A 25,291-nucleotide genomic window follows, 5' to 3' on the forward strand; every position below is an offset into this window, starting at 1 on the left:
TTTTAAGATTTATAGAATATTGGAAGATGAAAGGTTTTGAGAATTTTATTAGGAGCACAAAACGATTTTAGGATAGCTTTAAAGCTAGTGTAAAATGACGTTTGCTTCATCATTTTCAGGGCCGAAAGGAATTAGGGGAAAGCATCTTGTTTTAAAATGCGGCTATGAATCATCTAAGAGGGGGAAGTGAAGTGGCAAATAAAGAATTGAAAAGAGGTTTAGAAGCACGTCATATTCAAATGATTGCTTTAGGCGGAACAATTGGTGTTGGTTTGTTTATGGGTTCAGCCAGCACGATTAAATGGACAGGTCCGTCAGTTATGCTTGCGTATGCAATTGCAGGTATTTTTATCTTCTTCATCATGCGTGCCATGGGAGAAATGTTGTATATGGAGCCAAGTACAGGATCATTTGCAACGTTCGGTCATAAGTATATTCACCCGTTAGCTGGTTACATGACAGCGTGGAGTAACTGGTTCCAGTGGGTTATCGTTGGGATGTCAGAGATTATCGCGGTGGGGGCGTATATGCAATATTGGTTCCCGGATTTACCAGCTTGGATACCAGGTGTAATCGCAATGGTTATTCTTGGCGCAGCTAACTTAATTTCTGTTAAGTCATTTGGTGAATTTGAATTTTGGTTTGCGATGATTAAGATCGTTACGATTCTATTAATGATTATTGCGGGATTTGGACTTATTTTCTTTGGAATTGGTAACGGTGGAGAAGCGATTGGCATATCGAATCTTTGGTCAAATGGCGGTTTCTTTACAGGTGGTTTTTCTGGATTCTTCTTTGCATTATCACTTGTAGTTGGAGCGTATCAAGGTGTGGAATTAATCGGTATTACTGCTGGTGAAGCGAAGGATCCGAAGAAGACACTTACAAGAGCGATTCAAAGTACAATTTGGCGTATTTTAATTTTCTACATCGGTGCGATTTTCGTTATTGTAACTGTGTATCCGTGGGATCAATTAAGTACAATTGGAAGTCCGTTCGTAGCAACTTTTGCGAAAGTTGGTATTACGGCAGCTGCGGGACTTATTAACTTCGTTGTTATCACAGCAGCAATGTCTGGTTGTAATAGTGGTATTTATAGTGCTGGTCGTATGCTATATACGTTAGGTGTAAATGGACAAGCACCGAAATATTTCACGAAACTTTCTGGAAATGGTGTACCTTTATTCGGTACAGTTGGCGTAATTATCGGTTTAGCGGTCGGTGTAGTTCTAAGTTATATTGCACCAAAAAACTTATTCGTATATGTATATAGTGCGAGTGTACTTCCTGGTATGGTACCATGGTTTGTCATTTTAATTAGCCAAATTAATTTTAGAAAAGAAAAGGGAGCAGAGATGAAAGATCATCCGTTCAAAATGCCGTTTGCTCCTGTTACAAACTATTTAACAATTGCCTTTTTAATTATGGTATTAATCGGAATGTGGTTTAACGATGATACGCGCATTTCACTAGTTGTAGGTATTATTTTCTTAGCTATCGTTACAATTAGTTTCTATGCTTTCGGAATAGGGAAGCGAACTCCGTTAGACGTTCAAAATGATCAAGAGATTTCAAGTAAATAAAGATAGTAAAAAGTCCGATTTCTTATTTGGAAATCGGACTTTTTGTTATTAAAACTTTTCTAAAACGATCTTCCCAATTGTACTTCCGCTTTCAAGCAGGGCATGTGCTTTTTTTACATTTTGAGCGTTAATTGGTGTGAATGTTTCATTTAAAGTAGTCTTTAAAATGCCTTCATCTAGTAGTTCGCTTACTTTATTTAATAGTTCGTGTTGCGTAATCATGTCTCCAGTTTCATACATCGCTTTTGTAAACATAAATTCCCAAACGAGTGTAGCACTTTTACTTTTTAAAATGCCCATCTCAAGAGGGTGTTCATTTTCTACGATAGAGCAAATTTTTCCTTGTGGTTTAATGAGGTCACATATTGCTTGCCAATGTTGATCTGTATTGTTTAGGCAGAAAATATAATCTACATCTTTTAGCCCAAACTCTAATATTTGTTCTTGTAAAGGTTGGTGATGGTTAATGATATAATCGGCACCGAATTTTTCAACCCAGTGTATCGTTTCATTGCGGGATGCAGTTGTGATAACATTTAGTCCGGCCCATTTCGCAAGTTGAATGGCAATTGAACCTACACCACCAGCACCGCCTATAATTAAAATGTTTTTAAAGGAGTTCGTATCTTTCTTATTATAATCAATACCTAAACGTTCGAATAAACCTTCCCAAGCTGTAATAGCTGTTAACGGAAGTGCTGCAGATTCAGCATCACTTAACGTTCTTGGTTTTTTACCAACAATTCTTTCATCAACTAGGTGGTATTCACTATAGGTACCTTGTCTCGTAATACTTCCAGCGTAAAACACTTCGTCGCCTTCTTTAAATAACGTACAACTTTCGCCAGTTTGTACAACAACACCACTCGCATCCCAGCCAAGTATTTTCGCTACTTCTTCTTTTTTATCTTTCGGAGAGCGAACTTTTGTATCAACTGGATTAACGGAAATAGCGTTAATTTTAACGAGTATATCTCTTCCTGTAGCAACAGGTTTTTCAACTTCCATATCAATTAAACTGTTTTCTTCTTCAATAGGTAAGTATTCATGTAAACCAATTGCTTTCATTTGTATTCCCTCCATTAAAGTAAGAGTCATTTACTCTTTTATTTTTATTATAGTAGGTGGAGTGTCATTATGTAAAAAAGTTAAGTCCCTTCTATTTTGTAAAAGGCCTGTTTCAGCATCATGTAGTACCGTGTAACTGGAGAGGATCCGCCATCGTTTTGATTTTATAGGCGTTGGATGAAAGTTATACTTATTTTTCCAGTGTACCTTGCAATGAACAATACCAAGTGTTATATTATACTTGTGGTTACTTATTATAAAACAGTACTGAATAATAAATAGTAGTGAACATCAATTAGAATAGGGTGAATGAATATTGAATGTACAATTTAAAAAAGGAGTTTTAGAACTTTGTGTTCTTGTCTTACTTGATAAGCAAGACCGTTATGGGTATGAATTAGTTCGAAGTATTTCCAATCGAATTGAAATATCAGAAGGGTCTGTTTATCCTCTACTGCGTAGATTAACTAAAGAAGAATATTTTACAACGTATTTACAGGAGTCTTCAGAAGGTCCTTCAAGGAAGTATTATACGCTGACGGATAAAGGTAGAACGTATTTGTACCAACTTTTGAGGGAATGGAATGAGTTCTCACAAGGTGTCAATCAATTAATAAAAGAAGGTGTAAGTAATGACGAAAAATGAATTTTTACAACAATTAAATGCATCTCTAAAAAGATTATCTGAAAAAGAGCGTGCAGATATTTTAAAAGATTATGAAGAACATTTTACTTTCGGATTAGAGGAAGGGAAAAGTGAAGAAGAAATTGTAGCTTCATTAGGTTCTCCAGCTCAAATCGCCAAAGAGTTATTAGCAGATTATCATATTGAGAAAGTAACAACAAGTGCAACAACAGGAAATGTTTTTCGTGCAATTTGGGCAGTAATTGGATTAGGTTTTTTCAATTTGTTAATCGTACTTGCACCTGCAATTACATTAGCGGCATTGATTTTTTCAGGTTGGGTTCTAGGTATCTCATTTTTAGGTGCACCATTACTTGTTTTAGTTGATACGATTATACATCCAAATACATTCTTGTTATTTAATCTTTTCGTTTCTTTAGCACTTTGTGGACTTGGATATTTCATTGTTATTGCTATGTTATTTTTAACGAAGTTAGCAACGAAAGGATTTGTTCGTTATTTAAAGTTCAATATAGCACTAGTAAAAGGTGGTTTGAAGCATGATAAATAAGAAGCGTTTCTCAATCATTGCAGGTATTATTTTCATTATTGGTATTATTGGAAGTTTATTCACTTATCGTTCAATTGCTGGGGTACCAATTTCAGAAGAAAAGGTCATTAATAATAATGTGTCAAGCGTCATTATCGATACGAATAATGTTCGTGTTAACATCAACCCTACAACAGGTAGTAACGTGAAAGTAAAATTAGATGGTGAGGTTAATCCAAAAGTAAAAAGAACATTAGCTACGGATGAGAAAGATTCAACGCTTCTTATTTCTTATAAAGAAAAACAACAGAGTTGGTTCAACTTTAATATTTCTGAAGTGTTGGCGCCATTAACATTAAATGTGTATCTACCTGAAAAACAATATGAATCATTAAAAGTTTCCAATAATAATGGCTATGTTTCTGCTAAAAAACTAAACACAACAAATTTTAATATCAATACAAGCAATGGACGTGTTGAATTAAGAGAAATCAATTCGCCAAAAATTATTGCGGAAACAAACAATGGAATTATGGATTTCAAAGATGTATTGGCACAAAATATTCATGTGAAATCGAACAACGGACGAATAATGCTAGACCATGTTGAAGGTGAAATAGAGGGGCAAACTAAAAATGGAAGTCTTACTCTGAAAACGAATGAACTGGATCGAAATCTCAATTTTACGACTCACAATGGAAAAATTAATATTGAAACGGAAAAAGAACCAACTAATGTTCAATTTAATGTTGCTGTTGATAATGGTAGAGCGAATATCCTTGATAAATATAATGGAAATACCGTTATTGGAAAAGGAGAAAATGTAATTAAATTAAATACACATAACGGAAATATTACAGTGGAAAAACAATAGCATATCTGCCAAATTTAAACTGCAAAATTATTGAAGGTGATTATGAAGTGGTACCTGGTGTTCGGTTATTGTATACACCAGGACATTCTCCAGGACATCAGTCATTATTAATTGAGACGGAAAAAACGGTCCTGTACTATTAACGATTGATGCATCTTATACGAAAGAGAATTTTGAAGATGAAGTGCCGTTTGCGGGATTTGATTCGGAATTAGCTTTATCTTCAATTAAACGTTTAAAAGAAGTTGTGACAAAAGAGAAACCAATTATTTTCTTTGGACATGATATAGAACAGGAAAAGGGTTGTAAAGTGTTTCCTGAATATGTATAGTGCAAAAAGTCATGAGCTTACGTGCTCATGACTTTTTCGTTTAAATAATTTTTTTGAATAAGTTATAAACCTTTTTTGAGCTATCTTCATTTAATTGATAGTACTTGAGGTTTACATCATCAGGAGTATCTTGCTGAGCAATGATCACTTCGTTACTGTGATGATCAACTACCCATATGAAATATTTTTTATAAGTTCCATCCTCAAAGGTAATCCACATATCACAATCTATTAAATCTGATCCTTCTTCATCTAATGTTAATTTTCCTTTTTTTGCGGTATCCATACTATTAATAAACGTTTTTAATTCATCTGTTTTTGTGAGGAAGATATCCTTTTTTGTTTTAATGGATTCGACATGTATATCTTTTATTTCCTGTTTTCCTAAGAAGACAGGGGGCTCATTTGAATCCCTTTGCGTTGAAATAATAGTAGCTTTTTTCTTTGGCTTATTTTCTGTATAGAAGTCTTGAATAGATTTTCCAGAGTTTACAAACCATATAATCCCACAAATAATCAATGTGCTACAAAGCAGTAAAATAATTTTCTTAATAGAATATTCTCCTCTCTATTACTTCGTATGAAGAGCTTTTCTATTAATATATGATAGGTAAGCGTAAAGTATTATAGTTGAACGTGGCTATTCTTAACAGTTTTAAGAGGGCGATCAACGAGTAAATTGTAAGTAAGCCCAATTAATACGAAAACACCTCCGATAATCTTTCCAGTTGAGAGTTCATTTGTTAGGAAGAAATCAATGATAGTTCCTGCAAATAATTGTCCGATAAAGATAAGTAACGTTAAATAGAATGCTGATATTTTAGGGGTAATATAGTTGGATAATGAAATGACAATAACACCTACTAATCCGCCTAAATATACAGCGATAGGAATGGACTGTAACGTATGCATTGGAATGTACAATGAATCTGAACTGAACATTAAAAATAATATAGAGAAAAATAATCCAGTAATATAATTAAAAAAAGTGCCTTCCCAATTTCCAATTTCTTTTGCTAAATTCGCGTTAATAATTCTAGCAACGACGATAGAAACACCAGCTAAAATAGCGATCGTAACATATAACATTTTCTTGCCCCCATTAATAAATTGTCATGATTATAATTCCAGAAGAGATGAAACATAATCCAATTAGTTTTTTCTTTTCAAACTTTGCAACTTTCATTCCTAATAAGCCGAAATGATCAATAACGATGGAAGCAATGGATTGACCGAGTAAACTTAATGCAATCGTAATAGAGGCACCAAGGACGGAGAAGCTTATATTGTTAAAAAGAACAGTGAATACTCCAATCGCTCCAGCGCTATATAAAAAAAATGGAATGCTTTTATCAAAATGGATTTTATGTTTGTTTATGATTAAAACGAAAATAACTGCAATTAAACCGACAAGGTGAATGACGATACTTGCTGTATACTTGCCAATTAACTCAGATAAAATCCCATTCAATGGAAGCATAACGGCGATGAGCACACCAATAAAGACAGAAAGAAAGTTATACAATGTAATATCCCCTTTGTATTTCATATTTGTAATGACTGTATCATGCTAAAATTGTGTATTACTATGACATATGTCATAGTGGAAGGAGAAAATTTTGATTACAATGAGGAGTAGTTGTAAAGGCGGGGGAACTATGAAGAAAATATGTAATTCTATTAAATTAGCAGAGTATATGAAACAAAATAATATTGACTCATTTTTTAGTAATGATATGAAACCATATATGGAACTTATATTTTTTAAGAAGAATGAGTTTATTTGTAGAGAAAATGAAGAGATAGATTATTTATTTTTCTTCGTTGAAGGAAAAGCGAAAGCGTTTAATACATTAAGTAACGGGAAATCTGTATTATTATGCTTTTATGATAGCTTGCAGCTGTTAGGAGATGTAGAGTTAATTCATTCTCAAAAGACAACTTCAAACGTACAAGTGATGGCAGATTCATATTGTGTTGGTTTGCCTTTAGGGAAAGTGAGAAATCAACTATTTCATGATGCGAAATTTTTACGATGTATTTGCGGATCGTTAGCGCATAAGTTAAATCGGCTTTCAAAAAATAGTACCATTAATTTACTATATCCTCTTGAAAATAGACTTGCGAGTTACATGTTAGCAGCAGGAGAACGGGCAGTACAGCACGGAAATAGAATTGTATTTAGTGGGAATTTAACGGAAACAGCGGAATTGTTAGGAACGAGTTATCGGCATCTATTACGTACATTAAATATTTTTTGTGATAAAGAGATTATAAAGAAAAACAATGGATGCTTTGAAGTAGTGAATGTGGATGTTTTGAGAGAATTGGCGGCAGATGTTTATAAATAATATAGTAAAGTGGGGATTTAGATGAAAATAGCAATCATTTCAGATGTTCATGGAAATAGTCACGCTTTACAAGCAGTATTAAAAGATTTGGAACGTCGCAAGGTCGAAATGATAATAAATTTAGGAGATAGTGTGTATGGGCCGTTAGATCCTTTAGGGACCATTGAAATATTAATGAAGAACGAGATGGTACATATTAAGGGAAACTGTGATCGCATGCTTTGGGAACCTATACAAGAGCAGTCGGCTACACTAACTTTTGTCCAAAATCAATTAACAAAAAATCATATAGATTGGTTACAACAACATCCGTCACAATTTATTATAGAAGATATGTTATGTTGTCATGGTACGCCAATTTCAGATGAAGTGTATTTGTTAGAAGAGATGAATGAAAATGGTGCGATATTAAAGAATGAAAAAAATATAATGGATCAACTCCAAAATATTGAGCAAAAAATAATAGTATGCGGTCATACGCACATTCCTAGAGTTGTATATTTAGCAAACGAAAAAATCGTTATAAATCCGGGGAGTGTAGGACTTCCAGCATACAAAGATGAGTTACCTGTTATGCATAAAATGGAATCAGGAACTCCGCATGCAAAATATGTAGTGATAGAAGAGGTTTTGGGAGAATGGATAATTGAACAAATTTCAGTTCCTTATAATTGGGAAGAAGCTGCTGGATTAGCTGTTCAACAGGAAAGATATGACTGGGCACAAGCGCTAAAGACTGGGAAGGTAGAATGAAGGGGTAGTTTACTTGATGGTAAACTGCTCTTTTTATTTTGAGTACATATTGAATTATATAAAAATAAAATGTTATGATTATGGAAACGTATGAATATATGAACAATTATTCATATATTTAAGAAGAGGAGGGATTAGAATGAAAGATCTAATTATTATTGGAGCGGGTCAAGCTGGATTAACAATGGGATATTACTTGAAACAAGAAGGGTATAATTTTTTATTACTTGAGGCAGGAAACCGAGTTGGTGATTCATGGAGAAATCGATATGATTCTTTACAGCTTTTTACTCCGCGGCCTTACAGTAGTTTACCAGGTATGGCGTTAATAGATGAAAAAAATGAATTTCCATATAAAGATGAAATTGCAACGTATTTAGAAGAATATGCAAGACATTTTCAATTACCGATCCAATTGCAAACTAAAGTTTTTAAAATAAAGAAAGAAAGAGATATATTCGAATTACATACCCCTACAGAAATTTTACAAACGAAAAAAGTTATTATCGCAACAGGTGGTTTTCAGCAACCGTTTATTCCCTCAGTTTCAGCAAATCTATCATCACATGTTTTTCAAATACATTCATCACAATATAAATCACCATCACAAATTCCTAAGGAGAAAGTACTCGTAGTAGGTGGCGGGAATTCAGGAATACAAATTGCAGTAGAACTGGCAAAAACTCATGAAGTTACACTGTCTATTAGTCATCCTTTAACGTATTTACCGTTACATCTTTTTAGAAAAAGTATTTTCAATTGGTTAGAAAAATTGGGTTTATTGTACGCCGAAGTAAATACAAAGAGGGGGGAATGGTTTCAAAAGAGAAAGGATCCCATTTTTGGATTTGAAGGTAAGGAACTCATTCGTAATGGATCAATACAACTACAAGAAAAAGTAGTAAGTGCATCAGAAAATAACATTATGTTTCAGAACGGTGAAACATATAGTGCAGAAAGCATTATATGGTCAACAGGCTTTATTCAGAACTATAACTGGATTGAAATAGAAAAGGCAGTGGATGAGAATGGATTGCCTAATCATGTAAAAGGAATAAGTCCAGTAAGAGGATTATATTATATCGGCTTGCCATGGCAGTCTCAAAGAGGTTCTGCACTTATTTGTGGTGTAGGAAAGGATGCGGCGTATTTACTTTCTGAAATCAAAAAAATAGATCAGTAGCAGCGACTACTGATCATCCATATGTACATGAATTAGGAGAGGTCAAACATTTATTGACTTTATTATAATTGATTTTCATAAGAATAAAAACTGAAAATTCTAATTTCGTGTTGAGAAAGTTTTTTGTATCGAAATATATAAAAGAATAGGGGGTTTTTAGTAAAAAGAAATATGATATTTATATTTTAATAAATTATGATATAGTTTATAAAGAGTAGATTACATAAAATGTTATTTTATTACATATAAAGTAAGGGGGATGGCTGTGAAGTTTGATGATCAACGCCTACTAGGAGTACGATTAGGTTCTGTACTTGTAACAGAAGAAAATCAATATTTAGTAATAAAGAAAAAAGATCATTATGCACTTTTAAATATACATAATTTAGAATGCACACATGTTGAAGTGCAGCTAGAACATATTGAAGAAATGTTGCAGGAAGATTTCCAAGAAAGTATAACGGAGATTATCGCACCAGAACATATAAAAATTGTTGCGAAAAATGTTATATAAGAAAGAAGCTGAAAGGAACAGCTTCTTTCTTTTTCATTATAAGGATAACGTTTTTAAAATCTCACCAATAATCCCTTCCATTTGATGAACACCTAAGTCAGTGTTCGTCATAATAACAGCACCATTACCCCGGTATGGATAACAAACCATCATACATTGAAATCCCACGCCCCATCCGAGTGAATATATTTGTAAGTCTTCATTTGAATCATCCAGAAAAACACCTAGTCCCGTCCATTTTGAGCAACCTTGAGGAGAAATCATATCTTGTACTGTTTTTTGAGAAAGTTTTAGTTTACCCTTTCCTTGTAAGGAATGAATGATTTCAATAACTAAAGCTGATAAGTCAGTTGGTGTTGTCCAAATACCTGAAGAAGCTGCGAATGGATAAAATGGATACTTCTCATTTGTAACGGTGCCATCTTTATTATGTCCGCAAGCAAAAGCATCGGTTTTATCTATGTCTTCAGGAGAGAAGATTGTACTATTTTCCATTTGCAGTGGTTGAAATATATATTCTTCTAGTAAAAGGTTGAATGGCTTTCCAGTTATATCTTCAAGTAGTATTTCGATTATACAAAAGTTTGCATCCGAGTAGTGAAATTCGCTTTCTGGTTTATAAGTTACTTCTATAGGTACGGAGCAATATGGTGTTTTACCGGCAAGGAGTTTAGACATGCTTGGTTGCCCATGTGCAAGTGTATAATGTTCAAAACTATTAGGTGGGTCAATGATTCCAGATTGGTGACTTAACAAGTTTCGCAATGTGACTTTTTTCTGTGAAGTAAATAGATTAGTAGAGATGTTCCAAGATGTGAGTCTATCATTTACGTCTTCATCTAAATGTACGATTTTCTGATCGGATAATGTTAGTACGAGAATTGTGGTGATAAATTTGCTAATAGAACAAGAATTGAATATGGAATCTGTAGTAACAGTTCTAGTTGTTCCAGATTCAAGTGTTCCGAAAGCAGCTGTTTCATTTAGCTTGCCGTTGTGTATAACAGCAAGACTTAAACCTACAATGGAATATTGGTTCATTTTCTCGTATATATTGTTACTTTTTAATTTCATAGTGACTCCTTTCGTCGAAAAAGACAGAATGTTAGTTCTATTATACAGTAGTAAATAGAGAGAATGAGAGAAAAAGAAACACTTCATCGATCAAAGATGAAGTGTTTTAGTTAATTCGAAGTGAATGTTTTAAAAAATTTATCGCGGTACATGTACATAAGCCATGAGGCTGTAATTAATGAAATAATGATTTGTTTGTTTTGAATTGGTGCCTTGAAAACAAGCCAGCCAACGATATCAAATAATAAATGTAGTGCAATTGAAAGAACTACAAATTGTAGTAACGTCTTAAAAAATCTTTTCATAAAGTGTCCCCCTGAAATAAAAGGTTTATCAACAGTGTTGTATATTACTATTATACATTAAATGTGTTTCGTGGTAAAATTTACATAAGTTAGTGAAATAAAACAAATGAAAGCTAGTGAGGAGGGATAGTCATGGAATTTTGGATGATCATACCGATAGCGATCTTTGGGTTTATTTATATCGTTGAAAAGTTAAATAAAATTGAAAAGAAAACGGATGCGCGTTTAAAGCGAATGGAAGATAGGTTACAGCTAATTACGAAAGAAATGGGAATTGTAGATAGAGAACCGGAAATTAATAAAGAGTTGCGGCAGCTTATGGAAGAAGGAAAAACAGTTACAGCAGTTAAGAGAGTAAGAGAAGCTTTTGGTTTTTCTTTACTAGAAGCGAAGCAATATGTTGATAAATTATAAGAAGATCATCCGTGTGGGTGATCTTTTTTCACTGCACCATGCGTGTATTTACATAAGCAGCGATTATAAAGTGTCCAATTATAATGATAGGAAATAAGATTTTTACATTAGGAGTAAGGAAGACGCTACCAATTGTGGCAATAACACCAGCAGTTAAATTATAAAGACCAACTATTTTTGATAACTTATCTTTTTCTGGTACACGGCGTTCATTGAATCCTGATAAGAGCCAAGTGTATTGTTTTACTCCGATGAAATAAGCTAGTGCAAATGAAATGATTGCTAGTATGAATAATGATGGGGAAGCGAAGAGAGTCATTGAGAACACCTCCGTTAAAGGGCTATAAATCAATTATAGTATGAATGTTATAATTTAACAAAATATAAGTGTAATAGAAAATGGAGTATGTATCATGAAGGGGGATTAAGTATGAATATTGTGGAATTCCAGAGATATGTATCAAATTTCAGTGAAGAAAAAGGATTTCAAGATACAACAATTGAAGAGCGTACAATGTATACAATGGCGGAATTAGGGGAATTAGCGGAAGTTATATTAAAGCGCGATAAAATACAAGATGCAAAAAGAGAAATCGGTTTAGAAATGTTTGATGTCATTTGGAATATATGTGATTTAGCAAACAAGTTAGAAATTGATTTGGAGAAGGCATTTGAAGAAAAAATGATGATTAATAAAAAACGTGAATGGTAAAAGGGAAGTTAAAAAGCGTACAAAATTTTGTGCGCTTTTTATTAATGGTATGAAAAAAATATGTAAGAAAAGATGGAACAAACACTGAAGATGAATTGTCTATTATAGGTAATAACTATTTTGTTTGAAAGAAAGGGTGGAGAAAATGAAAAATACATTATTAAAATTAGGGGTATGTGTTAGTTTACTAGGAATAACTCCATTTGTTAGTACAATTTCTTCTGTACAAGCAGAACGAACGGTAGAGCATAAAGTAATAAAAAATGAGGCAGGAACTATTTCGATTTCTCAGTTAAACAAAAATGTATGGGTTCATACGGAGTTAGGTTATTTTAGCGGAGAAGCAGTTCCTTCGAACGGTTTAGTCCTCAATACTTCTAAAGGGTTAGTACTTGTTGATTCTTCTTGGGATGATAAGTTAACGAAGGAATTAATAGAGATGGTAGAAAAGAAATTTAAGAAGCGCGTAACAGATGTCATTATTACACATGCACACGCTGATCGAATTGGTGGAATGAAAACATTGAAAGAAAGAGGCATTAAAGCGCATAGTACAGCGTTAACTGCGGAATTAGCAAAGAAAAATGGATATGAAGAACCACTTGGAGACTTACAAAGCGTTACAAATTTGAAGTTTGGAAATATGAAAGTAGAAACATTTTATCCAGGGAAGGGACATACAGAAGATAATATTGTTGTTTGGTTGCCACAATATCAAATTTTAGCTGGAGGCTGTTTAGTTAAGTCTGCGTCCTCGAAAGATTTAGGAAATGTTGCTGATGCTTATGTAAATGAATGGTCCACATCGATTGAAAATGTGCTGAAGCGATATGGAAATATAAATTTAGTAGTGCCTGGTCATGGAGAAGTAGGGGATAGAGGATTACTTTTACATACATTGGATTTGTTGAAATAAAAAAAGCGAGGAGAAACAATTTTCTCCTCGCTTTCTTCTAACTATATTTAAATGCGAAGTCCGCATACGTTACTGAGATTTTAATTCCAAGTATACAAATACCAGTACCGTCATAATTGCGATAACAACGTAAGTAGCATCAAGCATAATAAGTGTTTTTAAAGTTTCAGTCATCCTCATTCACCCCTGGTATAAAAAATATAACATAATCTCTTATCAATTAAATCAGAGATTATAAAGATAACAATGTACATGAAATTTATTAAGTAGATTCTATATAAATATATCATATAAATAATGTAAACGATGTTAAGATAGTGTAAATGTATTGTAAAGAAAGGGGTGACTCATCAGTCTATAAATTTATTTATCCCGCTTTAATGGGCAGTAAGACCCCCACCTCAAAATTCAGCGAAAGCAAAGAAGTTAGGTGGGGGATCAACTGCCCATAAAAGTCCGATTGGTTCAACTAATAATTAGTGGGGGATGCCCCCCCACTGATTAAAGTTTCACTTTATTTGTAAATACTATGTATCTCTCGTGTGCCGGATAGAACGCAGTTATAATATGTGAAAAATAGATTCATTTTGATAAATCAATCACGATGCTAGATGTTACTACATTTTCCTCTATTACTTCTACCTGTACTTGTTCATCGTTTCTCCAATTGATATTGAAGTTGTCTGTCGTATACATTTCCTTAAGAGTGACCTCTTTATATTTTTCTAAAATGCTACCTCTTTTCCCATAATAGATTCTTACAGTTGAGCTGGGACTTGGTCCTTTTGATTTTATTGTTTCTCTAAGCTCGATAATATTTATGAGATTTGGAGATTCACTTTTTTGAAAGGTAAAGGAACTGACCACTTTTTGTACCTTCTTAAAAACAGGACCATTGGATTTATTTGATATGTTAAATTCCACAACTTCAGGTACGGATTCTTTTCCTCGTAGTGTTATCGTTGCTTCATAATCGTTTTTCCAATCTACGAAAACGTTTGAGGAATCGAGGCGTTCTCCCTCATTTGCAATACTTATGTCAAAATGTTCCCATAAGCCGTATTTAATTCTGACAGGAGAGGAACCATGAGAAGAGTCTGAATCTATTTTCACTACTTTAATCGTATTTTTATTATTTGGAGAATGACTTTTTTCTAGTGTAATGTCCTGTAAATACAAAATGTAAGACAAACAGCCTACTACTAAAATAATTGGAATTACAATACGTAAGGCAGTAATTGGACGACCTCGTGTCCTTTTTTTCTGAGTGCTTTTACTATTTTGTTCAAGGTCTTTTTCAATACTCGTTGGAGCTATTACTTTTGGTGGGCGAATAAGCCACCAAACGAAAGCTATAAGTAGTAAGAAAAGAGGTATTCCTTGAATAAAGAAAAATCCTTTCCAAAAATCAAGTGCAGTACTATATGGAGAATCCGTTGCCATCCCACCTATAAAAAGTGCCATTGGGCTTACAAGTATATTTATCCCTAAAGCGATCAATATGAATGAAAGATTTTTATTTCTAATTTTTCGTGACCCAGCCATAATAAACAGAAATACTGCAATACCGAGTATAAGAAACAGTGTTCCGTAGTAAACCATCATATTATCCCTCCATAACTTTAATTGTACCATCAGTAAGGAAAATTTTGTGAAATGTTAGGTGGATATGATATTTGTATTCCTTAAAAGTGTACCGATATATGATGCAAATAAATCATGTGCAAGTATGAATGCCAGGATATAGTAAAAATATTATGTCAACAATATGAACTGTCACAAATCTTTATATATTATTGTGATTGATATCACATCACTTTTTTTCAATGGATATTATGCTTAGGGTGTAATGAATGATTGGGAGAGGGTGGGATGATATGTTTTGTTATCAATGTGAGCAAACCCCAACAGGCGGATGTAAAGTAATGGGTGTTTGTGGCAAGAATGAAACGATTGCGAGTTTACAAGATACGATTGTTTTTGGGTTAAAAGGAATTGCGGCTTATCGTACGCATGCTGCTCAGCTAGGGTATACGGATGCTTTTGTAGATGCTACGACGCAAGAAGCACTGTACATGACATTAACAAATTCTAATTTTAATGAACAAGAACATATTGATATGGCTATGAAAGTTGGGAAATCAGCTTTACGAGTAATGGAGTTGTTAGATGAGGCACATACGAATCACTTTGGTGTGCCAGAGCCTGTTCAAATTACACAAAACCATGTAGAGGGTAAAGCTATTGTAGTTACAGGCCATAATTTATTTGCATTAGAAGAACTATTAAAGCAAACGGAAGGAAAAGGAATTAATATTTATACGCATTCTGAAATGCTACCAGCGCACGGTTATCCGCAGCTGAAAAAATATAAGCATTTAAAAGGGAACATTGGTAAGGCATGGTATGATCAAAGACGTCTTTTCGAAAAATTTACAGGCGCCATATTAGCGACAACGAATTGTGTTATGCCAATTAAAGGATCATACTCTGATCGATTCTTTTCGTATGATATTGCAGGTTTAGAGGGCGTAGAAAAAATTGAAAATGATGATTTTGCACCATTGATTCAAAAAGCGCTAGAACTTCCAGAAGTACATATGGAATCGGATGAACAGTTAGTAACAGGGTTCCATCATCATACAGTATTATCATTAGCCCCAGAAATTATTGAGGCAGTACAAGAAGGAAAGATTAAGCGTTTCTTTGTTATTGCAGGTTGTGATGCTCCAGGAAAAGGCGGAGAATATTATCGTGAATTAGCAACGTCACTTCCGCCTGAAACAGTGATTTTAACGACTTCTTGCGGAAAGTTCCGCTTCAATGATGTGGATTACGGCGTTGTACCTGGTACCGAGATTCCGCGCTACATCGACTTAGGACAATGTAATAATTCCATTTCTACAGTGAAAATAGCGGCTGCTTTAGCTGATGCTTTCCAATGCGAAGTGAATGAATTGCCAATAAGCATTGTCTTATCTTGGTTTGAACAAAAAGCGGTTGCTATTTTGCTTGGGCTATTTAGTCTTGGAATTCAAGATATTCGCATCGGTCCAAAGGCGCCTGAATTTATTTCAGCTGGCGTGCTCGATGTATTACAAGAAACATTCGGTTTGAAATTAATTACAAATGCAGCAGAAGATATGGATATGATGTTATCGTAACAAGAGGATGATTGGTCTTATTCAGAAGAAGAGCTAGCTTATAGCGCCCCAAAACAATAATATAGAATTATTGTTTTGGGGTATTTTCTTTTCTTAGCGGGGTGGGTAGTAGTTGATTTTAGAAAAATATAAAAATCGAGTTGACATTTACAACTACTCAGTCATACAATGTAGTTGTAATAGGTGATACTGAGTAGTGTTGTTTCTTAAAAAACTTTTCACTAAATAATAGGTAATAGCGGATTTTAGAAGAAATTTGAAAATCAGTTGACATGTACCGCTACTTAGTCATACAATGTAGTTGTAATAAGTAATACTGAATAGTGTAGTTTTACTCAAAAGCTATTCAGTAAAAATTCGCCTTAGTACTCTGTAATACTGAATATAAGTCAGACAGAATAGGGGGTAAAGGAGGATCAGAACATGGAAAATTTAACTGAAATGTTGAAAGGTTCACTGGAAGGGTGTGTGCTGGAAATCATTAGTCGCCGTGAAACGTATGGTTATGAGATTACTCGCCACCTGAATGATCTTGGGTTTACAGAAGTCGTGGAAGGAACAGTCTATACTATCCTCGTACGATTAGAGAAGAAAAAGCTTGTGAATATTGAAAAGAAACCATCAGATATGGGACCGCCTCGTAAGTTTTATTCATTAAATGAAGCTGGACGTCAGGAACTTGAATTGTTTTGGAAAAAATGGGATTTTGTATCGTCAAAAATTAACGTCTTGAAGTCAAACTAGCCTCATAATATAAAATGTTTCGGCTCATATTTGGAGAGTTTCTGGTTCTGCTTTATAAAAAAGGAGGAAAATAAGATGTTGGAAATATTCAAAAAATTAATTGGTGATAAAAAAGAGTATAGAATGATGATGGCACGTGTTGCAGCACTGCCAGAAGACTATCAGTTTGTGTTTAAGAAAATTCAAAACTACATGTGGAATTTTTCGACCGGAAACGGGATGGATATGCTGCACATTCAGTACGAATTAATCGATTTGTTTGAAGCTGGTGCAGCGGAAGGGAGACAAGTGCTAGATATTACTGGGGAAGATGTGGCATCTTTTGCTGACGAACTAGTGGCAAACGCTAAAACGTATGTTTCTAAGTATCGTGAAGATTTGAATGAAAGTATTATGAAGAAATTGAGAAAAAAATAAATGCAACAAGTAATACCGACTGATTAGCTGGTCATAAATGTGAATTAACGCCATCGCTATTCAGTTATATTTTTAAACCACTACTAAGTAATACAGATTATCAGTGGTACTAAATAGAGGGTGCAGGTAATTTAATTTTATAAGGGGGAAAAAGTATGAGTAATGCAGCGATTTCTGTAAAAGGGTTAAAAAAAGCTTTTAGAGATAAAGAAGTCTTAAAGGGAGTGGATTTTGAGGTGCAGCGTGGAGAAATTTTCGCGCTGCTAGGCTCAAATGGAGCGGGAAAGACGACAACGGTTAACATCCTTTCGACGCTACTGAAACAAGATAGCGGTGAAGGAAGTATTTGCGGATTTGATATTAAGCGCCAACCAGATCATGTTCGTCAAAGTATCAGTTTGACAGGACAATTTGCAGCTTTAGACGGCATGCTTACCGGGAGGGAAAACTTAATCATGATTGCCAAGTTACGTGGTGTTTCCAATCCTGCTCAAGTTGCTGACGATTTGCTTGATAGATTTAGCCTGACAGATGCGGCCAATCAAAGGGCAGATCAGTATTCAGGCGGGATGAAGCGCCGGCTTGATATCGCGATGAGTTTGATCGGGGCGCCAGCAGTTATTTTTCTTGACGAACCAACGACTGGGCTTGATCCTGAAGTGCGCATTGAAGTGTGGGATACAGTTAAAGAGCTTGCTGGTGGAGGAACAACTATCTTACTAACAACCCAGTATTTAGAGGAAGCAGAACAATTAGCTGACCGTATCGCTATTTTACATGGTGGAAAAATTATTACGACAGGTACTCTTACTGAACTGAAAGAGATGTTCCCGCCAGCAAAAGTGGAGTATATCGAGAAGCAGCCTACATTGGAAGAAATATTCCTTGCGATCATTGGCAAAAAGGAGGAGATGTAAATGAAAAGCAAAACAGGGGTATTACTTGGGCGCTTAATGCGCAATATTATGCGTAGTCCAGATACAATTATTACGGTAGCGATTACACCGATTATGATGATGCTATTGTTTGTATACGTATTTGGTGGGGCTATACAAACAGGAACAGATAACTACGTCAATTATTTATTGCCAGGAATTTTGCTAATGGCTATCGCATCTGGTGTCGCTTACACTTCTGTACGATTATTTACGGATATAAAGAGTGGGCTTATGGCACGTTTCATTACGATGCCTATTAAGCGCTCATCGATATTGTGGGCTCACGTTTTAACCTCTCTTGTTGCGAATGTACTTACTATCTTAGTTGTTATTCTTGTTGCGCTCTTAATGGGTTTCCGTTCCAGTGCGAATATTCTAGATTGGCTTGGAGTAGCTGGGATACTAGGGATGTTTACGTTAGCGCTAACATGGTTGGCTATCATTCCAGGGCTGAAAGCGAAGTCTATGGAAGGGGCGACAGCATATTCGTACCCACTCGTTTTTCTTCCATTTATTAGTTCGGCCTTCGTACCTACCGAAACGATGCCGAAAATTGTTCGTGCATTTGCTGAAAACCAGCCTGTAACTTCAATCGTGAATGCGATTCGTGCTCTTTTATATGAAGGATCTGTTGGAAGCGATATTTGGATTGCGCTCGCTTGGTGCGTAGGGATCATGATCATCTCTTACTTTTTCGCTAGTAAAGCATTTAAACGTCAGTTAGGGTAAGTGAAATAAATCGTCCGAAATAATATATATCTTTGAAAAAGCACGGAAAGATTTTCCGTGCTTTTATTATTTGTTGTGCTCTCGCTGTAGTAAATAAAATGATATTAAAAAAGGATATCTACCCAGTGACAATGGCTCACTGCTTATGGAGTGTAAAAGCACAATTGCTTTTGTAAATTCTCTAGTATTTCTTCAGGCATTTCCCTAATTGTAATATCTTTCCCTAGGAAAAGTAGCCAATTTACTATTTCCGTTACTTCATCCGAATTGTTAACATTGATAAATGTTTTTAAAATGGCTGTGGATTGGTAAGGATTTGTATAAGATATTGAAATTTTGAAAGGGTGGTATTTTTTGAATTGGGCAATTGCTTTTGGACCAAGTTCAAGTATAAGGTTAATCACTTCATCCTTCTTACTTAGTTTTTCTAAAATCTTTTTCTTATTTAGCTTTTTTTTCGTCGTGTATGGTTCGATATGGATGAGATGATCGACAGGAAACATTCTCTTCTTTTCTTCTTTTAAGTCAAAACCTTCAATGATCCATTGACTTTTTTCTTGATACAGGTGTAATAGATAAATGGAATAAGACTTGATTTCTTTCTCTTCTTTAATGGAAATCAATAAATGTCTATCCAAAAGAAGGAGTTGGATGAGTTTTTCTAACATAGGGTGAGGGAGGTCAGAAAGCTCAAGTAGATCAGGGTTATATGGGTTAGTCCCTTCAAACAGCAAGAGTTGATTTAAAAGAACGATATCATCTTGCTGGGTTTCTGAGATGAGTCCTAACAGTTTTTCGGCTAAAGATTGACGACTTTTTAAATAGGGAAGTTGTTGATTTCTTGTAGCCATAAAGGCAATAAAAAGAGCTTTCACTTCGTTATCAGTAAAGCGAACAACGGGCAGGATAGAGTTATGCATAACAAAATATCCCCCAGTCCTCCCAACTTCAGCAACAAGTGGCATGCCCATAGCTTCTATTTCTCTAATGTCCCTAATAGCTGTCGATCGAGAGATGTTAAATTCTCGTATGATTTCTGAAATTGTAAAGTGGGAGCGATTGTTGATATACCGCATAATTGTATTAATCCGTTCAACTTTTTTCATTTGGTTCTCCTAAACAGTATCATTTTTTGACATGATTTAAAGTTATTATAAACTCATCAGATGAAAAGATAAATCATTTGATTCATTTTAAAAGAAGGAAGGTTTTGAATATGAAAAATTATACGATTGAAGAAAAAGATAGCTTTATTGTGTTAGGTATTGGAACTGAAATTAAGAGTGAATATACAGATTTTGTTGGAATAAAAAAAGAAAAGGAAGACTTTTGGTCGGCTGTTAAAGAAGATGGAAGGTTGGATACTTTAAAAGCTCTAGCTACAAATGATTACATTTTTTCTGTGAGCGAAGCGGTGAATAACAAGATGATGTATTATGCGGGCGTCATGACAGAAGCACAAATAGAAGAAGAATCTAGAGTGATTCAGTTTCCTAAGGGAGAATACTTAGTAGTAAAAGGGGAAGACAAAACAGCTGAAGAGCTAAGTAATAAGCTTACTGGTATCGCCTTCGGTCAGGCTTTACGAGAAGCAACAGATTTTGCTTATGTTGGTGGACCAAATACGACGGTTGAGATGGGGAAAAGAAACGGTTTAGTGTTTGGTGAAATGTGGATTCCGGTTGTTAGGAAGTAAATAGTTAAAAGGAGAGATGAAATTGTCCTGTATCGTTGATTTTAAAAATGTAACTACAGTTGGTTTAGAGTCTTCACCTATAGTAGAAGCCCTAGCTGGTTTACGTGCTCATGAAGCCCGTTACTTTATGAATAAATACAAGCATGAATTTATAGTTGTACCAGCTAGTGCAAGCCAGAAGACTCTTGATTATGTGAACCGCATTTTGAAGGAAGAACGTGATATTGAATTTGCGGCGAAACCTTTAGAAACATCGTATTTTCAAGTGGAAAATATTAAGTTTGCATACGTCTTTTATGAAGATGGTCTTGTGATTAACGTCATGTATACATTGGATAACCCGAAGAAGAGGGCTGTTGGATTTAAGCTTTCTGATGGAATGGAGGTACCAACAGAATTGGCAGAGAAATTTAAGTTTGCTAGGCAGAAGTCTAAATTAGCTGGAACAATTCGGGGTTCGTTTTTTGTAATTAAAGGAGAATATAGTGTAAGTTGAAGAATCCAGTCGTTTGTAGTATTTTAAAATGCACGATTATGGAATATGGAGGCTAACAATCTTGAATTGTTGGCCTTTTTTACATTCTTTTAAATAGGGAAGCGGCGCATCGCTATCAAGCTAAGAACATGTGAGATTTTATAAAGTTTTTGGTTAACCAGTAACAAATAAGAACCTAAAATCCACGTCAAGATAGTGAGGAGAGGTATGTAAAAAAATAGATTGGTTGTATGCATAATATACAACGCCTAAAAAGCTACCTTTGCTAAAAACTATTCACCCCTCACATAAATAGAAAGCATTCTTTATGTGAGGGGTTTATTCAATTTAAGTCTATAAAAATTGAATGAAAGCAATGCAAGTTCTCACTTATTTAGAATAAGAGAAAAGATGATGTTTTATTTGTTCAATAAAATAATGATGGTGTATATTATCGTTAGATACACGACTTGCCATAATAGCGCCCTCCATTGAAGAGGCAAGGAAAGAAGCGAGCGAAATAATGTTTATCTCTTCTTTAAGTTCTTGTTTCTCTATTCCTTCTTTTATGAGAGAAGCCATTAACATTACTGTATCATCATAGCCTTTTGCTGCTGCTTTTTGTAATTCTGGAAATACGCCAGTACTTTCAATTGCGCTATTAAGTAATGGACAGCCTCCAGCGATAGGAGGGTTATTAGCTGCATCTTGATATACAAGGAAAATTGCAAGGATTTTATCGATTGCTGTCTTTTTATTTTCCATTGCTTTATGAAAATGACTCCACATAATCTCACCACTTTTGTCGTAGGCAGCAAGAACAATTTCTTCTTTATTTTTGAATCTACGATAAATAGATCCTTTCGGTAGTTCAGTGGCTGTCATTATATCCTGAATGGATGTGCGAGTTATCCCATTAGTATTAAATAAATATAAAGATGTTTCAATAATCTTTTCTTTTACTGTATCAACTTTAGTCATGCTTTATAGTCCTCCTAATAAAAACGAGCTTAATATTCCAGGTAATGTTTACCCTCTATTTTCTTGATTTTTTTGTAAGTAGAAATAAGTTTGGAACAAAAAATATCTTATCAATTCCTATCTGATGGAAACCTCAAACTGTATTATCCATACTATTCGAATGAATTTTCTGTCAAAAACAATATGACCAGTTGGTTAATTCAGTCATATCATGCAACTAATTTTACCGTATCGACATATGAGTATTATATATAATTTTAATTAATATGTTTAGCTAAAATGTTTGAACTACTCTCATTTTCACTTCGTTTAATTAGGAGATCTTGCGGTTAAAAGCCGTATCACTTCATACTATAAAAGATTAATTGTTAATAATGAATGAGTACTGGAATTTGATTGTAAATCAGGAGCTGAAATATAAATTTATTTGCTTTGTACCGTTTTGATTTTGTAAATAATTTATAAAGGGGGTTTAAAAAACTAGAAACTTATAGTATCATTAGTTTCCAGACCGAACCGTCCGGTCTGGAATTTATATAAGTATATTTAGAAGGAGAACGTTATGCAGAAAGAAAAATCAAAGATTCTAAGTAATTTCATTATGGAGGTAATAAAGTGAGCTTTATAAAAACGAATACAAAAGAACTTATTATGCTAATAGTTTATATACTGTTTGCACTACTTCAAATTGGCTTGTTCATATTATTTGGCATATCCCTTTTAACTAACAGCAACTTAGTTGAATCAGAATTTGCTCTTAGTGCCATCGGTGTGACTGTACCTGCTATTGTAGGAATCATTTTCTTTAGGAAAGAAATTATTGAAAGTTTTACTTATTTTAAAGAGAAAACAATTTTGAAAATAGTAAGCATTCCTATGGTAGTTTTACTTATGATAATTGTGGAAAATTCTATTATGCATTTTCTAAATACAGGTCAGCCAGAGAACCAAGAACAGATCCTTACAAATGGCGCAGAGATGCCTATTATATTCACATTACTTGTATTTGGGATTATAGGACCAATAATTGAAGAAATTATATTTCGCCATATATTAGTAAATCGTTTTTCGGAATATGTTGGTACTGCTATTGCATCCATCGTTTCGATTATAATTTTTACACTTCTTCACACGAACCAACTTTCGGATATTGCTATATATTTACCTGGCGCGGTGATGCTTACTGCAGCTTATCTTATTTCTAATAGATCCCTTGCATATGTTATAGCGATACATATGTTAAACAATTTTATTCCTTTTATTTAATTGCATATGTCATAGAGAGACACATGCAGTTGAATATTATAAAAAATTAGGAGGGTGTCAAACATGATTGTAACAACAACGTCTGGAATTCAAGGTAAAGAAATTATTGACTATATTGATATTGTAAATGGTGAAGCTATTATGGGGGCCAACATTGTACGCGATTTATTCGCTTCTGTTCGTGATGTTGTCGGTGGTCGTGCTGGTTCTTATGAAAGTAAGCTAAAAGAAGCTCGTGATATCGCAATGGATGAAATGAAAGAACTTGCAAAACAAAAAGGTGCGAACGCTATCGTTGGTATTGACGTAGATTACGAAGTTGTTCGTGATGGAATGTTAATGGTTGCTGTAAGTGGTACAGCTGTACGTATATAAGTAAATAAAAAAACGGATTCCCTCCTTGGAATTTATACTTTCAGGAGGGATCCTGGTTCTGTTGCAGATTTTAAGACTAAAAACAGAAGTTGATAAATCATTGTACGTCAAAAAACCACAGTTTGGGTGTAAACTGTGGTTTTTTATATAGAGGGCCCAACACGTCCCTATTAAGCTAAGCTTATGCAACGTCAATTTTTGTTAGCTTAATAGTAGCCCTATTACAATTAAAATAATATGTCTATATTGTTTTAAGTACTTTTTTATAATAAAACTTAATCAATTTTAATATATGTTATGTATAACATATATTTATCTAAAATAAGGGGGAATATTATGACTGAAATAAACGAATCTTCAGGGAGCGATTTACAAAAAGATGTGAAGTTTTCTATTATAATCCCTGCACATAATGAAGAAAAGTACATTAGAAAATGTTTGGATTCAATTGCAAAAGCATCAGTGGCATATAAAGAGCAAACGGAAGTTATAGTTGTTTTAAATCGTTGCACAGATAAAACAGAGGAAATAGCAAAATCTTATGATTGTATTACATTAAAAAATGAAGATAAAAACTTATCTAAAATCCGAAATGCAGGGGCAGAAATAGCTAGTGGAGAAATAATCGTTACTATAGATGCTGATACGATAATGACAGAGTCTTTGTTATCTAATGTAGATAAATATTTATCTTCAGGTAAATATATTGGTGGTGGGGTGAATGGGAAGTTCGAAAGAATGTCTTTTGGAATATTCTTTTCTGCAATTCTAATTATAATTCCCTTACTTTTTAAGTACGGGGCTATATCTGTGGGGATTTTTTGGTGTTATAGAAAAGATTTTATGGCAATTAACGGATTTAATGAAAACATGCTTATGGCAGAAGATGCAGATTTCGCGAAACGCTTAAAAGAATGGGGAAAACGAAATAATAAGAAATTTGGTACCATTAAAAATGGCATGATAACTTCATGCAGAAGATTTGATACATATGGAGACTGGGCTTTACTTAAAAATCCAAAAGTAATATTAGCTTATCTAAAAGGAAATGATCAAAAATATGCAGATAAGACATATTATGATAATCAAGAAAGATAACGATGGAGAAAAGCGGCAGGAAATAGGGAGAACAGCAGATTTTTTTATACATAATGAGAGCCTAACTTAATTTAATAGATATGATAAGAAAACCATCAATTTGATTAGCCCTTTTTCAAATCAATGGTTTTTATTTTTGAAATAAATATGTATTT

31 protein-coding genes and 1 pseudogene are annotated in these 25,291 nt (G+C 34.1%); 22 read left to right on the forward strand and 10 right to left on the reverse strand.

Annotated elements, in window-relative coordinates:
* Nucleotides 1-191 precede the first annotated feature (191 nt).
* A complete protein-coding gene (locus PQF83_RS24720) occupies nt 192-1,583 on the forward strand; it encodes an amino acid permease (RefSeq protein WP_001284419.1) in 1,392 nt (463 codons plus the stop codon).
* Nucleotides 1,584-1,631: 48 nt separating this feature from the next.
* On the opposite strand, the gene PQF83_RS24725 is transcribed toward PQF83_RS24720, so the two are convergent.
* Nucleotides 1,632-2,651 (reverse strand): zinc-binding alcohol dehydrogenase family protein, encoded by a 1,020-nt coding sequence (locus PQF83_RS24725; protein WP_000643770.1) that lies wholly within the window; start codon nt 2,649-2,651, stop codon nt 1,632-1,634.
* Nucleotides 2,652-2,967: 316 nt separating this feature from the next.
* Here PQF83_RS24725 and PQF83_RS24730 point away from each other — a divergent pair, with 316 nt between their 5' ends.
* The 4 genes and pseudogenes from PQF83_RS24730 to PQF83_RS24745 form a co-directional block, all read left to right on the forward strand.
* Nucleotides 2,968-3,297, forward strand: coding sequence for a PadR family transcriptional regulator (locus tag PQF83_RS24730; protein WP_001102641.1), 330 nt, complete (start codon nt 2,968-2,970; stop codon nt 3,295-3,297).
* On the forward strand, nt 3,284-3,847 hold the full coding sequence (locus tag PQF83_RS24735) for an HAAS signaling domain-containing protein (RefSeq protein WP_000164536.1): 564 nt from the start codon (nt 3,284-3,286) through the stop codon (nt 3,845-3,847). The genes PQF83_RS24730 and PQF83_RS24735 overlap by 14 nt, the downstream gene beginning before the upstream one ends.
* Nucleotides 3,837-4,700: a DUF4097 family beta strand repeat-containing protein gene (locus tag PQF83_RS24740; RefSeq protein ID WP_000608740.1), complete on the forward strand. Its 864-nt coding sequence runs from the start codon at nt 3,837-3,839 to the stop codon at nt 4,698-4,700. Before PQF83_RS24735 ends, PQF83_RS24740 begins: the two co-directional genes overlap by 11 nt.
* Nucleotides 4,701-4,705: 5 nt before the next feature.
* Nucleotides 4,706-5,031 (forward strand): annotated as a pseudogene (locus PQF83_RS24745) (MBL fold metallo-hydrolase); the annotation flags it as partial.
* Between the two features lie 40 nt (nt 5,032-5,071).
* Here PQF83_RS24745 and PQF83_RS24750 read toward each other — a convergent pair.
* The 3 genes from PQF83_RS24750 to PQF83_RS24760 form a co-directional block, all read right to left on the reverse strand.
* Nucleotides 5,072-5,566, reverse strand: coding sequence for a hypothetical protein (locus PQF83_RS24750; protein WP_033671913.1), 495 nt, complete (start codon nt 5,564-5,566; stop codon nt 5,072-5,074).
* 89 nt (nt 5,567-5,655) lie between these two features.
* Nucleotides 5,656-6,120, reverse strand: coding sequence for a DMT family transporter (locus PQF83_RS24755; protein ID WP_000967627.1), 465 nt, complete (start codon nt 6,118-6,120; stop codon nt 5,656-5,658).
* Between the two features lie 13 nt (nt 6,121-6,133).
* Nucleotides 6,134-6,580 (reverse strand): DMT family transporter, encoded by a 447-nt coding sequence (locus PQF83_RS24760; protein ID WP_001997926.1) that lies wholly within the window; start codon nt 6,578-6,580, stop codon nt 6,134-6,136.
* A gap of 109 nt (nt 6,581-6,689) precedes the next feature.
* Between PQF83_RS24760 and yeiL the strand changes: the two genes are divergently transcribed.
* The 4 genes from yeiL (at nt 6,690) to PQF83_RS24780 (ending at nt 9,832) form a co-directional block, all read left to right on the forward strand.
* On the forward strand, nt 6,690-7,382 hold the full coding sequence (yeiL, locus tag PQF83_RS24765; RefSeq protein ID WP_000717649.1) for a transcriptional regulator YeiL: 693 nt from the start codon (nt 6,690-6,692) through the stop codon (nt 7,380-7,382).
* 21 nt (nt 7,383-7,403) lie between these two features.
* Nucleotides 7,404-8,135, forward strand: coding sequence for a metallophosphoesterase family protein (locus PQF83_RS24770; protein WP_000684267.1), 732 nt, complete (start codon nt 7,404-7,406; stop codon nt 8,133-8,135).
* 139 nt (nt 8,136-8,274) lie between these two features.
* The gene (locus tag PQF83_RS24775) at nt 8,275-9,318 is read left to right on the forward strand and encodes a flavin-containing monooxygenase (RefSeq protein ID WP_000653885.1); all 1,044 of its coding nucleotides are present in this window, start codon (nt 8,275-8,277) and stop codon (nt 9,316-9,318) included.
* A 265-nt stretch (nt 9,319-9,583) separates the two neighbouring features.
* A complete protein-coding gene (locus PQF83_RS24780) occupies nt 9,584-9,832 on the forward strand; it encodes a hypothetical protein (protein ID WP_000666946.1) in 249 nt (82 codons plus the stop codon).
* A 36-nt stretch (nt 9,833-9,868) separates the two neighbouring features.
* On the opposite strand, the gene PQF83_RS24785 is transcribed toward PQF83_RS24780, so the two are convergent.
* Nucleotides 9,869-10,906: a serine hydrolase domain-containing protein gene (locus PQF83_RS24785; protein WP_000769750.1), complete on the reverse strand. Its 1,038-nt coding sequence runs from the start codon at nt 10,904-10,906 to the stop codon at nt 9,869-9,871.
* A gap of 110 nt (nt 10,907-11,016) precedes the next feature.
* Complete coding sequence (locus PQF83_RS24790; RefSeq protein WP_000819249.1) at nt 11,017-11,211, reverse strand: hypothetical protein; 195 nt, start codon at nt 11,209-11,211, stop codon at nt 11,017-11,019.
* 132 nt (nt 11,212-11,343) lie between these two features.
* On the opposite strand from PQF83_RS24790, the gene PQF83_RS24795 reads away from it, so the two are divergent.
* Nucleotides 11,344-11,625 carry a hypothetical protein gene (locus PQF83_RS24795; RefSeq protein WP_000397700.1) on the forward strand — a complete coding sequence of 94 codons (282 nt, stop codon included), beginning with the start codon at nt 11,344-11,346 and terminating at the stop codon, nt 11,623-11,625.
* A 28-nt stretch (nt 11,626-11,653) separates the two neighbouring features.
* Here the strand turns inward: PQF83_RS24795 and PQF83_RS24800 are convergent, their stop codons facing one another.
* Nucleotides 11,654-11,944 carry a DUF3784 domain-containing protein gene (locus tag PQF83_RS24800; RefSeq protein WP_000171761.1) on the reverse strand — a complete coding sequence of 97 codons (291 nt, stop codon included), beginning with the start codon at nt 11,942-11,944 and terminating at the stop codon, nt 11,654-11,656.
* A 111-nt stretch (nt 11,945-12,055) separates the two neighbouring features.
* Between PQF83_RS24800 and PQF83_RS24805 the strand changes: the two genes are divergently transcribed.
* A complete protein-coding gene (locus PQF83_RS24805) occupies nt 12,056-12,337 on the forward strand; it encodes a MazG nucleotide pyrophosphohydrolase domain-containing protein (RefSeq protein WP_001028126.1) in 282 nt (93 codons plus the stop codon).
* Between the two features lie 145 nt (nt 12,338-12,482).
* Nucleotides 12,483-13,253, forward strand: a complete 771-nt coding sequence (gene bla2, locus PQF83_RS24810) for a BcII family subclass B1 metallo-beta-lactamase (RefSeq protein WP_000799225.1) — start codon at nt 12,483-12,485, stop codon at nt 13,251-13,253.
* A gap of 582 nt (nt 13,254-13,835) precedes the next feature.
* Here bla2 and PQF83_RS24815 read toward each other — a convergent pair.
* Nucleotides 13,836-14,888: a hypothetical protein gene (locus PQF83_RS24815; protein WP_025991628.1), complete on the reverse strand. Its 1,053-nt coding sequence runs from the start codon at nt 14,886-14,888 to the stop codon at nt 13,836-13,838.
* A gap of 242 nt (nt 14,889-15,130) precedes the next feature.
* On the opposite strand from PQF83_RS24815, the gene hcp reads away from it, so the two are divergent.
* The 5 genes from hcp (at nt 15,131) to PQF83_RS24840 (ending at nt 19,245) form a co-directional block, all read left to right on the forward strand.
* Nucleotides 15,131-16,417 carry a hydroxylamine reductase gene (hcp, locus tag PQF83_RS24820; protein WP_002163570.1) on the forward strand — a complete coding sequence of 429 codons (1,287 nt, stop codon included), beginning with the start codon at nt 15,131-15,133 and terminating at the stop codon, nt 16,415-16,417.
* Between the two features lie 423 nt (nt 16,418-16,840).
* Nucleotides 16,841-17,161 (forward strand): PadR family transcriptional regulator, encoded by a 321-nt coding sequence (locus PQF83_RS24825; RefSeq protein ID WP_000429483.1) that lies wholly within the window; start codon nt 16,841-16,843, stop codon nt 17,159-17,161.
* A gap of 75 nt (nt 17,162-17,236) precedes the next feature.
* Nucleotides 17,237-17,578, forward strand: a complete 342-nt coding sequence (locus PQF83_RS24830; RefSeq protein WP_000889650.1) for a DUF1048 domain-containing protein — start codon at nt 17,237-17,239, stop codon at nt 17,576-17,578.
* A gap of 155 nt (nt 17,579-17,733) precedes the next feature.
* Nucleotides 17,734-18,495 (forward strand): ABC transporter ATP-binding protein, encoded by a 762-nt coding sequence (locus PQF83_RS24835; protein ID WP_000063322.1) that lies wholly within the window; start codon nt 17,734-17,736, stop codon nt 18,493-18,495.
* Complete coding sequence (locus PQF83_RS24840; RefSeq protein WP_000837820.1) at nt 18,496-19,245, forward strand: ABC transporter permease; 750 nt, start codon at nt 18,496-18,498, stop codon at nt 19,243-19,245.
* Between the two features lie 143 nt (nt 19,246-19,388).
* Here PQF83_RS24840 and PQF83_RS24845 read toward each other — a convergent pair whose 3' ends face one another.
* The gene (locus PQF83_RS24845) at nt 19,389-20,351 is read right to left on the reverse strand and encodes a helix-turn-helix transcriptional regulator (protein WP_000755050.1); all 963 of its coding nucleotides are present in this window, start codon (nt 20,349-20,351) and stop codon (nt 19,389-19,391) included.
* A 110-nt stretch (nt 20,352-20,461) separates the two neighbouring features.
* Between PQF83_RS24845 and PQF83_RS24850 the strand changes: the two genes are divergently transcribed.
* Both PQF83_RS24850 and PQF83_RS24855 read left to right on the forward strand, forming a co-directional pair.
* Nucleotides 20,462-20,941: a GyrI-like domain-containing protein gene (locus PQF83_RS24850; protein WP_000801047.1), complete on the forward strand. Its 480-nt coding sequence runs from the start codon at nt 20,462-20,464 to the stop codon at nt 20,939-20,941.
* A gap of 16 nt (nt 20,942-20,957) precedes the next feature.
* Nucleotides 20,958-21,437, forward strand: coding sequence for a hypothetical protein (locus tag PQF83_RS24855; RefSeq protein WP_025991629.1), 480 nt, complete (start codon nt 20,958-20,960; stop codon nt 21,435-21,437).
* A gap of 369 nt (nt 21,438-21,806) precedes the next feature.
* Here PQF83_RS24855 and PQF83_RS24860 read toward each other — a convergent pair whose 3' ends face one another.
* Nucleotides 21,807-22,397: a TetR/AcrR family transcriptional regulator gene (locus PQF83_RS24860; protein WP_000169674.1), complete on the reverse strand. Its 591-nt coding sequence runs from the start codon at nt 22,395-22,397 to the stop codon at nt 21,807-21,809.
* Between the two features lie 615 nt (nt 22,398-23,012).
* Between PQF83_RS24860 and PQF83_RS24865 the strand changes: the two genes are divergently transcribed.
* The 3 genes from PQF83_RS24865 to PQF83_RS24875 all read left to right on the forward strand — a co-directional run bounded on the left by PQF83_RS24865 (nt 23,013) and on the right by PQF83_RS24875 (nt 25,136).
* Nucleotides 23,013-23,663 carry a CPBP family glutamic-type intramembrane protease gene (locus PQF83_RS24865; protein WP_000008257.1) on the forward strand — a complete coding sequence of 217 codons (651 nt, stop codon included), beginning with the start codon at nt 23,013-23,015 and terminating at the stop codon, nt 23,661-23,663.
* Between the two features lie 63 nt (nt 23,664-23,726).
* Nucleotides 23,727-24,038 carry a YbjQ family protein gene (locus tag PQF83_RS24870; RefSeq protein ID WP_000637502.1) on the forward strand — a complete coding sequence of 104 codons (312 nt, stop codon included), beginning with the start codon at nt 23,727-23,729 and terminating at the stop codon, nt 24,036-24,038.
* 336 nt (nt 24,039-24,374) lie between these two features.
* Entirely contained in the window at nt 24,375-25,136 is a 762-nt protein-coding gene (locus PQF83_RS24875) for a glycosyltransferase (protein ID WP_000136100.1), read from the forward strand.
* Nucleotides 25,137-25,291: the final 155 nt, after the last annotated feature.

Source organism: Bacillus sp. FF-1 (assembly GCF_028548245.1).
In the GTDB taxonomy this organism is placed as follows: domain Bacteria; phylum Bacillota; class Bacilli; order Bacillales; family Bacillaceae_G; genus Bacillus_A; species Bacillus_A paranthracis.

Bases quoted from the DNA above. Each gene is read 5' to 3' on its own strand.
- PQF83_RS24725 (WP_000643770.1), bottom strand. From the start codon at position 2,651: ATGAAAGCAATTGGTTTACATGAATACTTACCTATTGAAGAAGAAAAC.
- PQF83_RS24735 (WP_000164536.1), top strand. From the start codon at position 3,284: ATGACGAAAAATGAATTTTTACAACAATTAAATGCATCTCTAAAAAGA.
- PQF83_RS24740 (WP_000608740.1), top strand. From the start codon at position 3,837: ATGATAAATAAGAAGCGTTTCTCAATCATTGCAGGTATTATTTTCATT.
- PQF83_RS24755 (WP_000967627.1), bottom strand. From the start codon at position 6,120: ATGTTATATGTTACGATCGCTATTTTAGCTGGTGTTTCTATCGTCGTT.
- PQF83_RS24760 (WP_001997926.1), bottom strand. From the start codon at position 6,580: ATGAAATACAAAGGGGATATTACATTGTATAACTTTCTTTCTGTCTTT.
- yeiL (WP_000717649.1), top strand. From the start codon at position 6,690: ATGAAGAAAATATGTAATTCTATTAAATTAGCAGAGTATATGAAACAA.
- PQF83_RS24770 (WP_000684267.1), top strand. From the start codon at position 7,404: ATGAAAATAGCAATCATTTCAGATGTTCATGGAAATAGTCACGCTTTA.
- PQF83_RS24775 (WP_000653885.1), top strand. From the start codon at position 8,275: ATGAAAGATCTAATTATTATTGGAGCGGGTCAAGCTGGATTAACAATG.
- PQF83_RS24785 (WP_000769750.1), bottom strand. From the start codon at position 10,906: ATGAAATTAAAAAGTAACAATATATACGAGAAAATGAACCAATATTCC.
- PQF83_RS24790 (WP_000819249.1), bottom strand. From the start codon at position 11,211: ATGAAAAGATTTTTTAAGACGTTACTACAATTTGTAGTTCTTTCAATT.
- PQF83_RS24795 (WP_000397700.1), top strand. From the start codon at position 11,344: ATGGAATTTTGGATGATCATACCGATAGCGATCTTTGGGTTTATTTAT.
- PQF83_RS24800 (WP_000171761.1), bottom strand. From the start codon at position 11,944: ATGACTCTCTTCGCTTCCCCATCATTATTCATACTAGCAATCATTTCA.
- PQF83_RS24805 (WP_001028126.1), top strand. From the start codon at position 12,056: ATGAATATTGTGGAATTCCAGAGATATGTATCAAATTTCAGTGAAGAA.
- bla2 (WP_000799225.1), top strand. From the start codon at position 12,483: ATGAAAAATACATTATTAAAATTAGGGGTATGTGTTAGTTTACTAGGA.
- PQF83_RS24815 (WP_025991628.1), bottom strand. From the start codon at position 14,888: ATGGTACAATTAAAGTTATGGAGGGATAATATGATGGTTTACTACGGA.
- hcp (WP_002163570.1), top strand. From the start codon at position 15,131: ATGTTTTGTTATCAATGTGAGCAAACCCCAACAGGCGGATGTAAAGTA.
- PQF83_RS24825 (WP_000429483.1), top strand. From the start codon at position 16,841: ATGGAAAATTTAACTGAAATGTTGAAAGGTTCACTGGAAGGGTGTGTG.
- PQF83_RS24830 (WP_000889650.1), top strand. From the start codon at position 17,237: ATGTTGGAAATATTCAAAAAATTAATTGGTGATAAAAAAGAGTATAGA.
- PQF83_RS24835 (WP_000063322.1), top strand. From the start codon at position 17,734: ATGAGTAATGCAGCGATTTCTGTAAAAGGGTTAAAAAAAGCTTTTAGA.
- PQF83_RS24840 (WP_000837820.1), top strand. From the start codon at position 18,496: ATGAAAAGCAAAACAGGGGTATTACTTGGGCGCTTAATGCGCAATATT.
- PQF83_RS24845 (WP_000755050.1), bottom strand. From the start codon at position 20,351: ATGAAAAAAGTTGAACGGATTAATACAATTATGCGGTATATCAACAAT.
- PQF83_RS24850 (WP_000801047.1), top strand. From the start codon at position 20,462: ATGAAAAATTATACGATTGAAGAAAAAGATAGCTTTATTGTGTTAGGT.
- PQF83_RS24855 (WP_025991629.1), top strand. From the start codon at position 20,958: ATGAAATTGTCCTGTATCGTTGATTTTAAAAATGTAACTACAGTTGGT.
- PQF83_RS24860 (WP_000169674.1), bottom strand. From the start codon at position 22,397: ATGACTAAAGTTGATACAGTAAAAGAAAAGATTATTGAAACATCTTTA.
- PQF83_RS24870 (WP_000637502.1), top strand. From the start codon at position 23,727: ATGATTGTAACAACAACGTCTGGAATTCAAGGTAAAGAAATTATTGAC.
- PQF83_RS24875 (WP_000136100.1), top strand. From the start codon at position 24,375: ATGACTGAAATAAACGAATCTTCAGGGAGCGATTTACAAAAAGATGTG.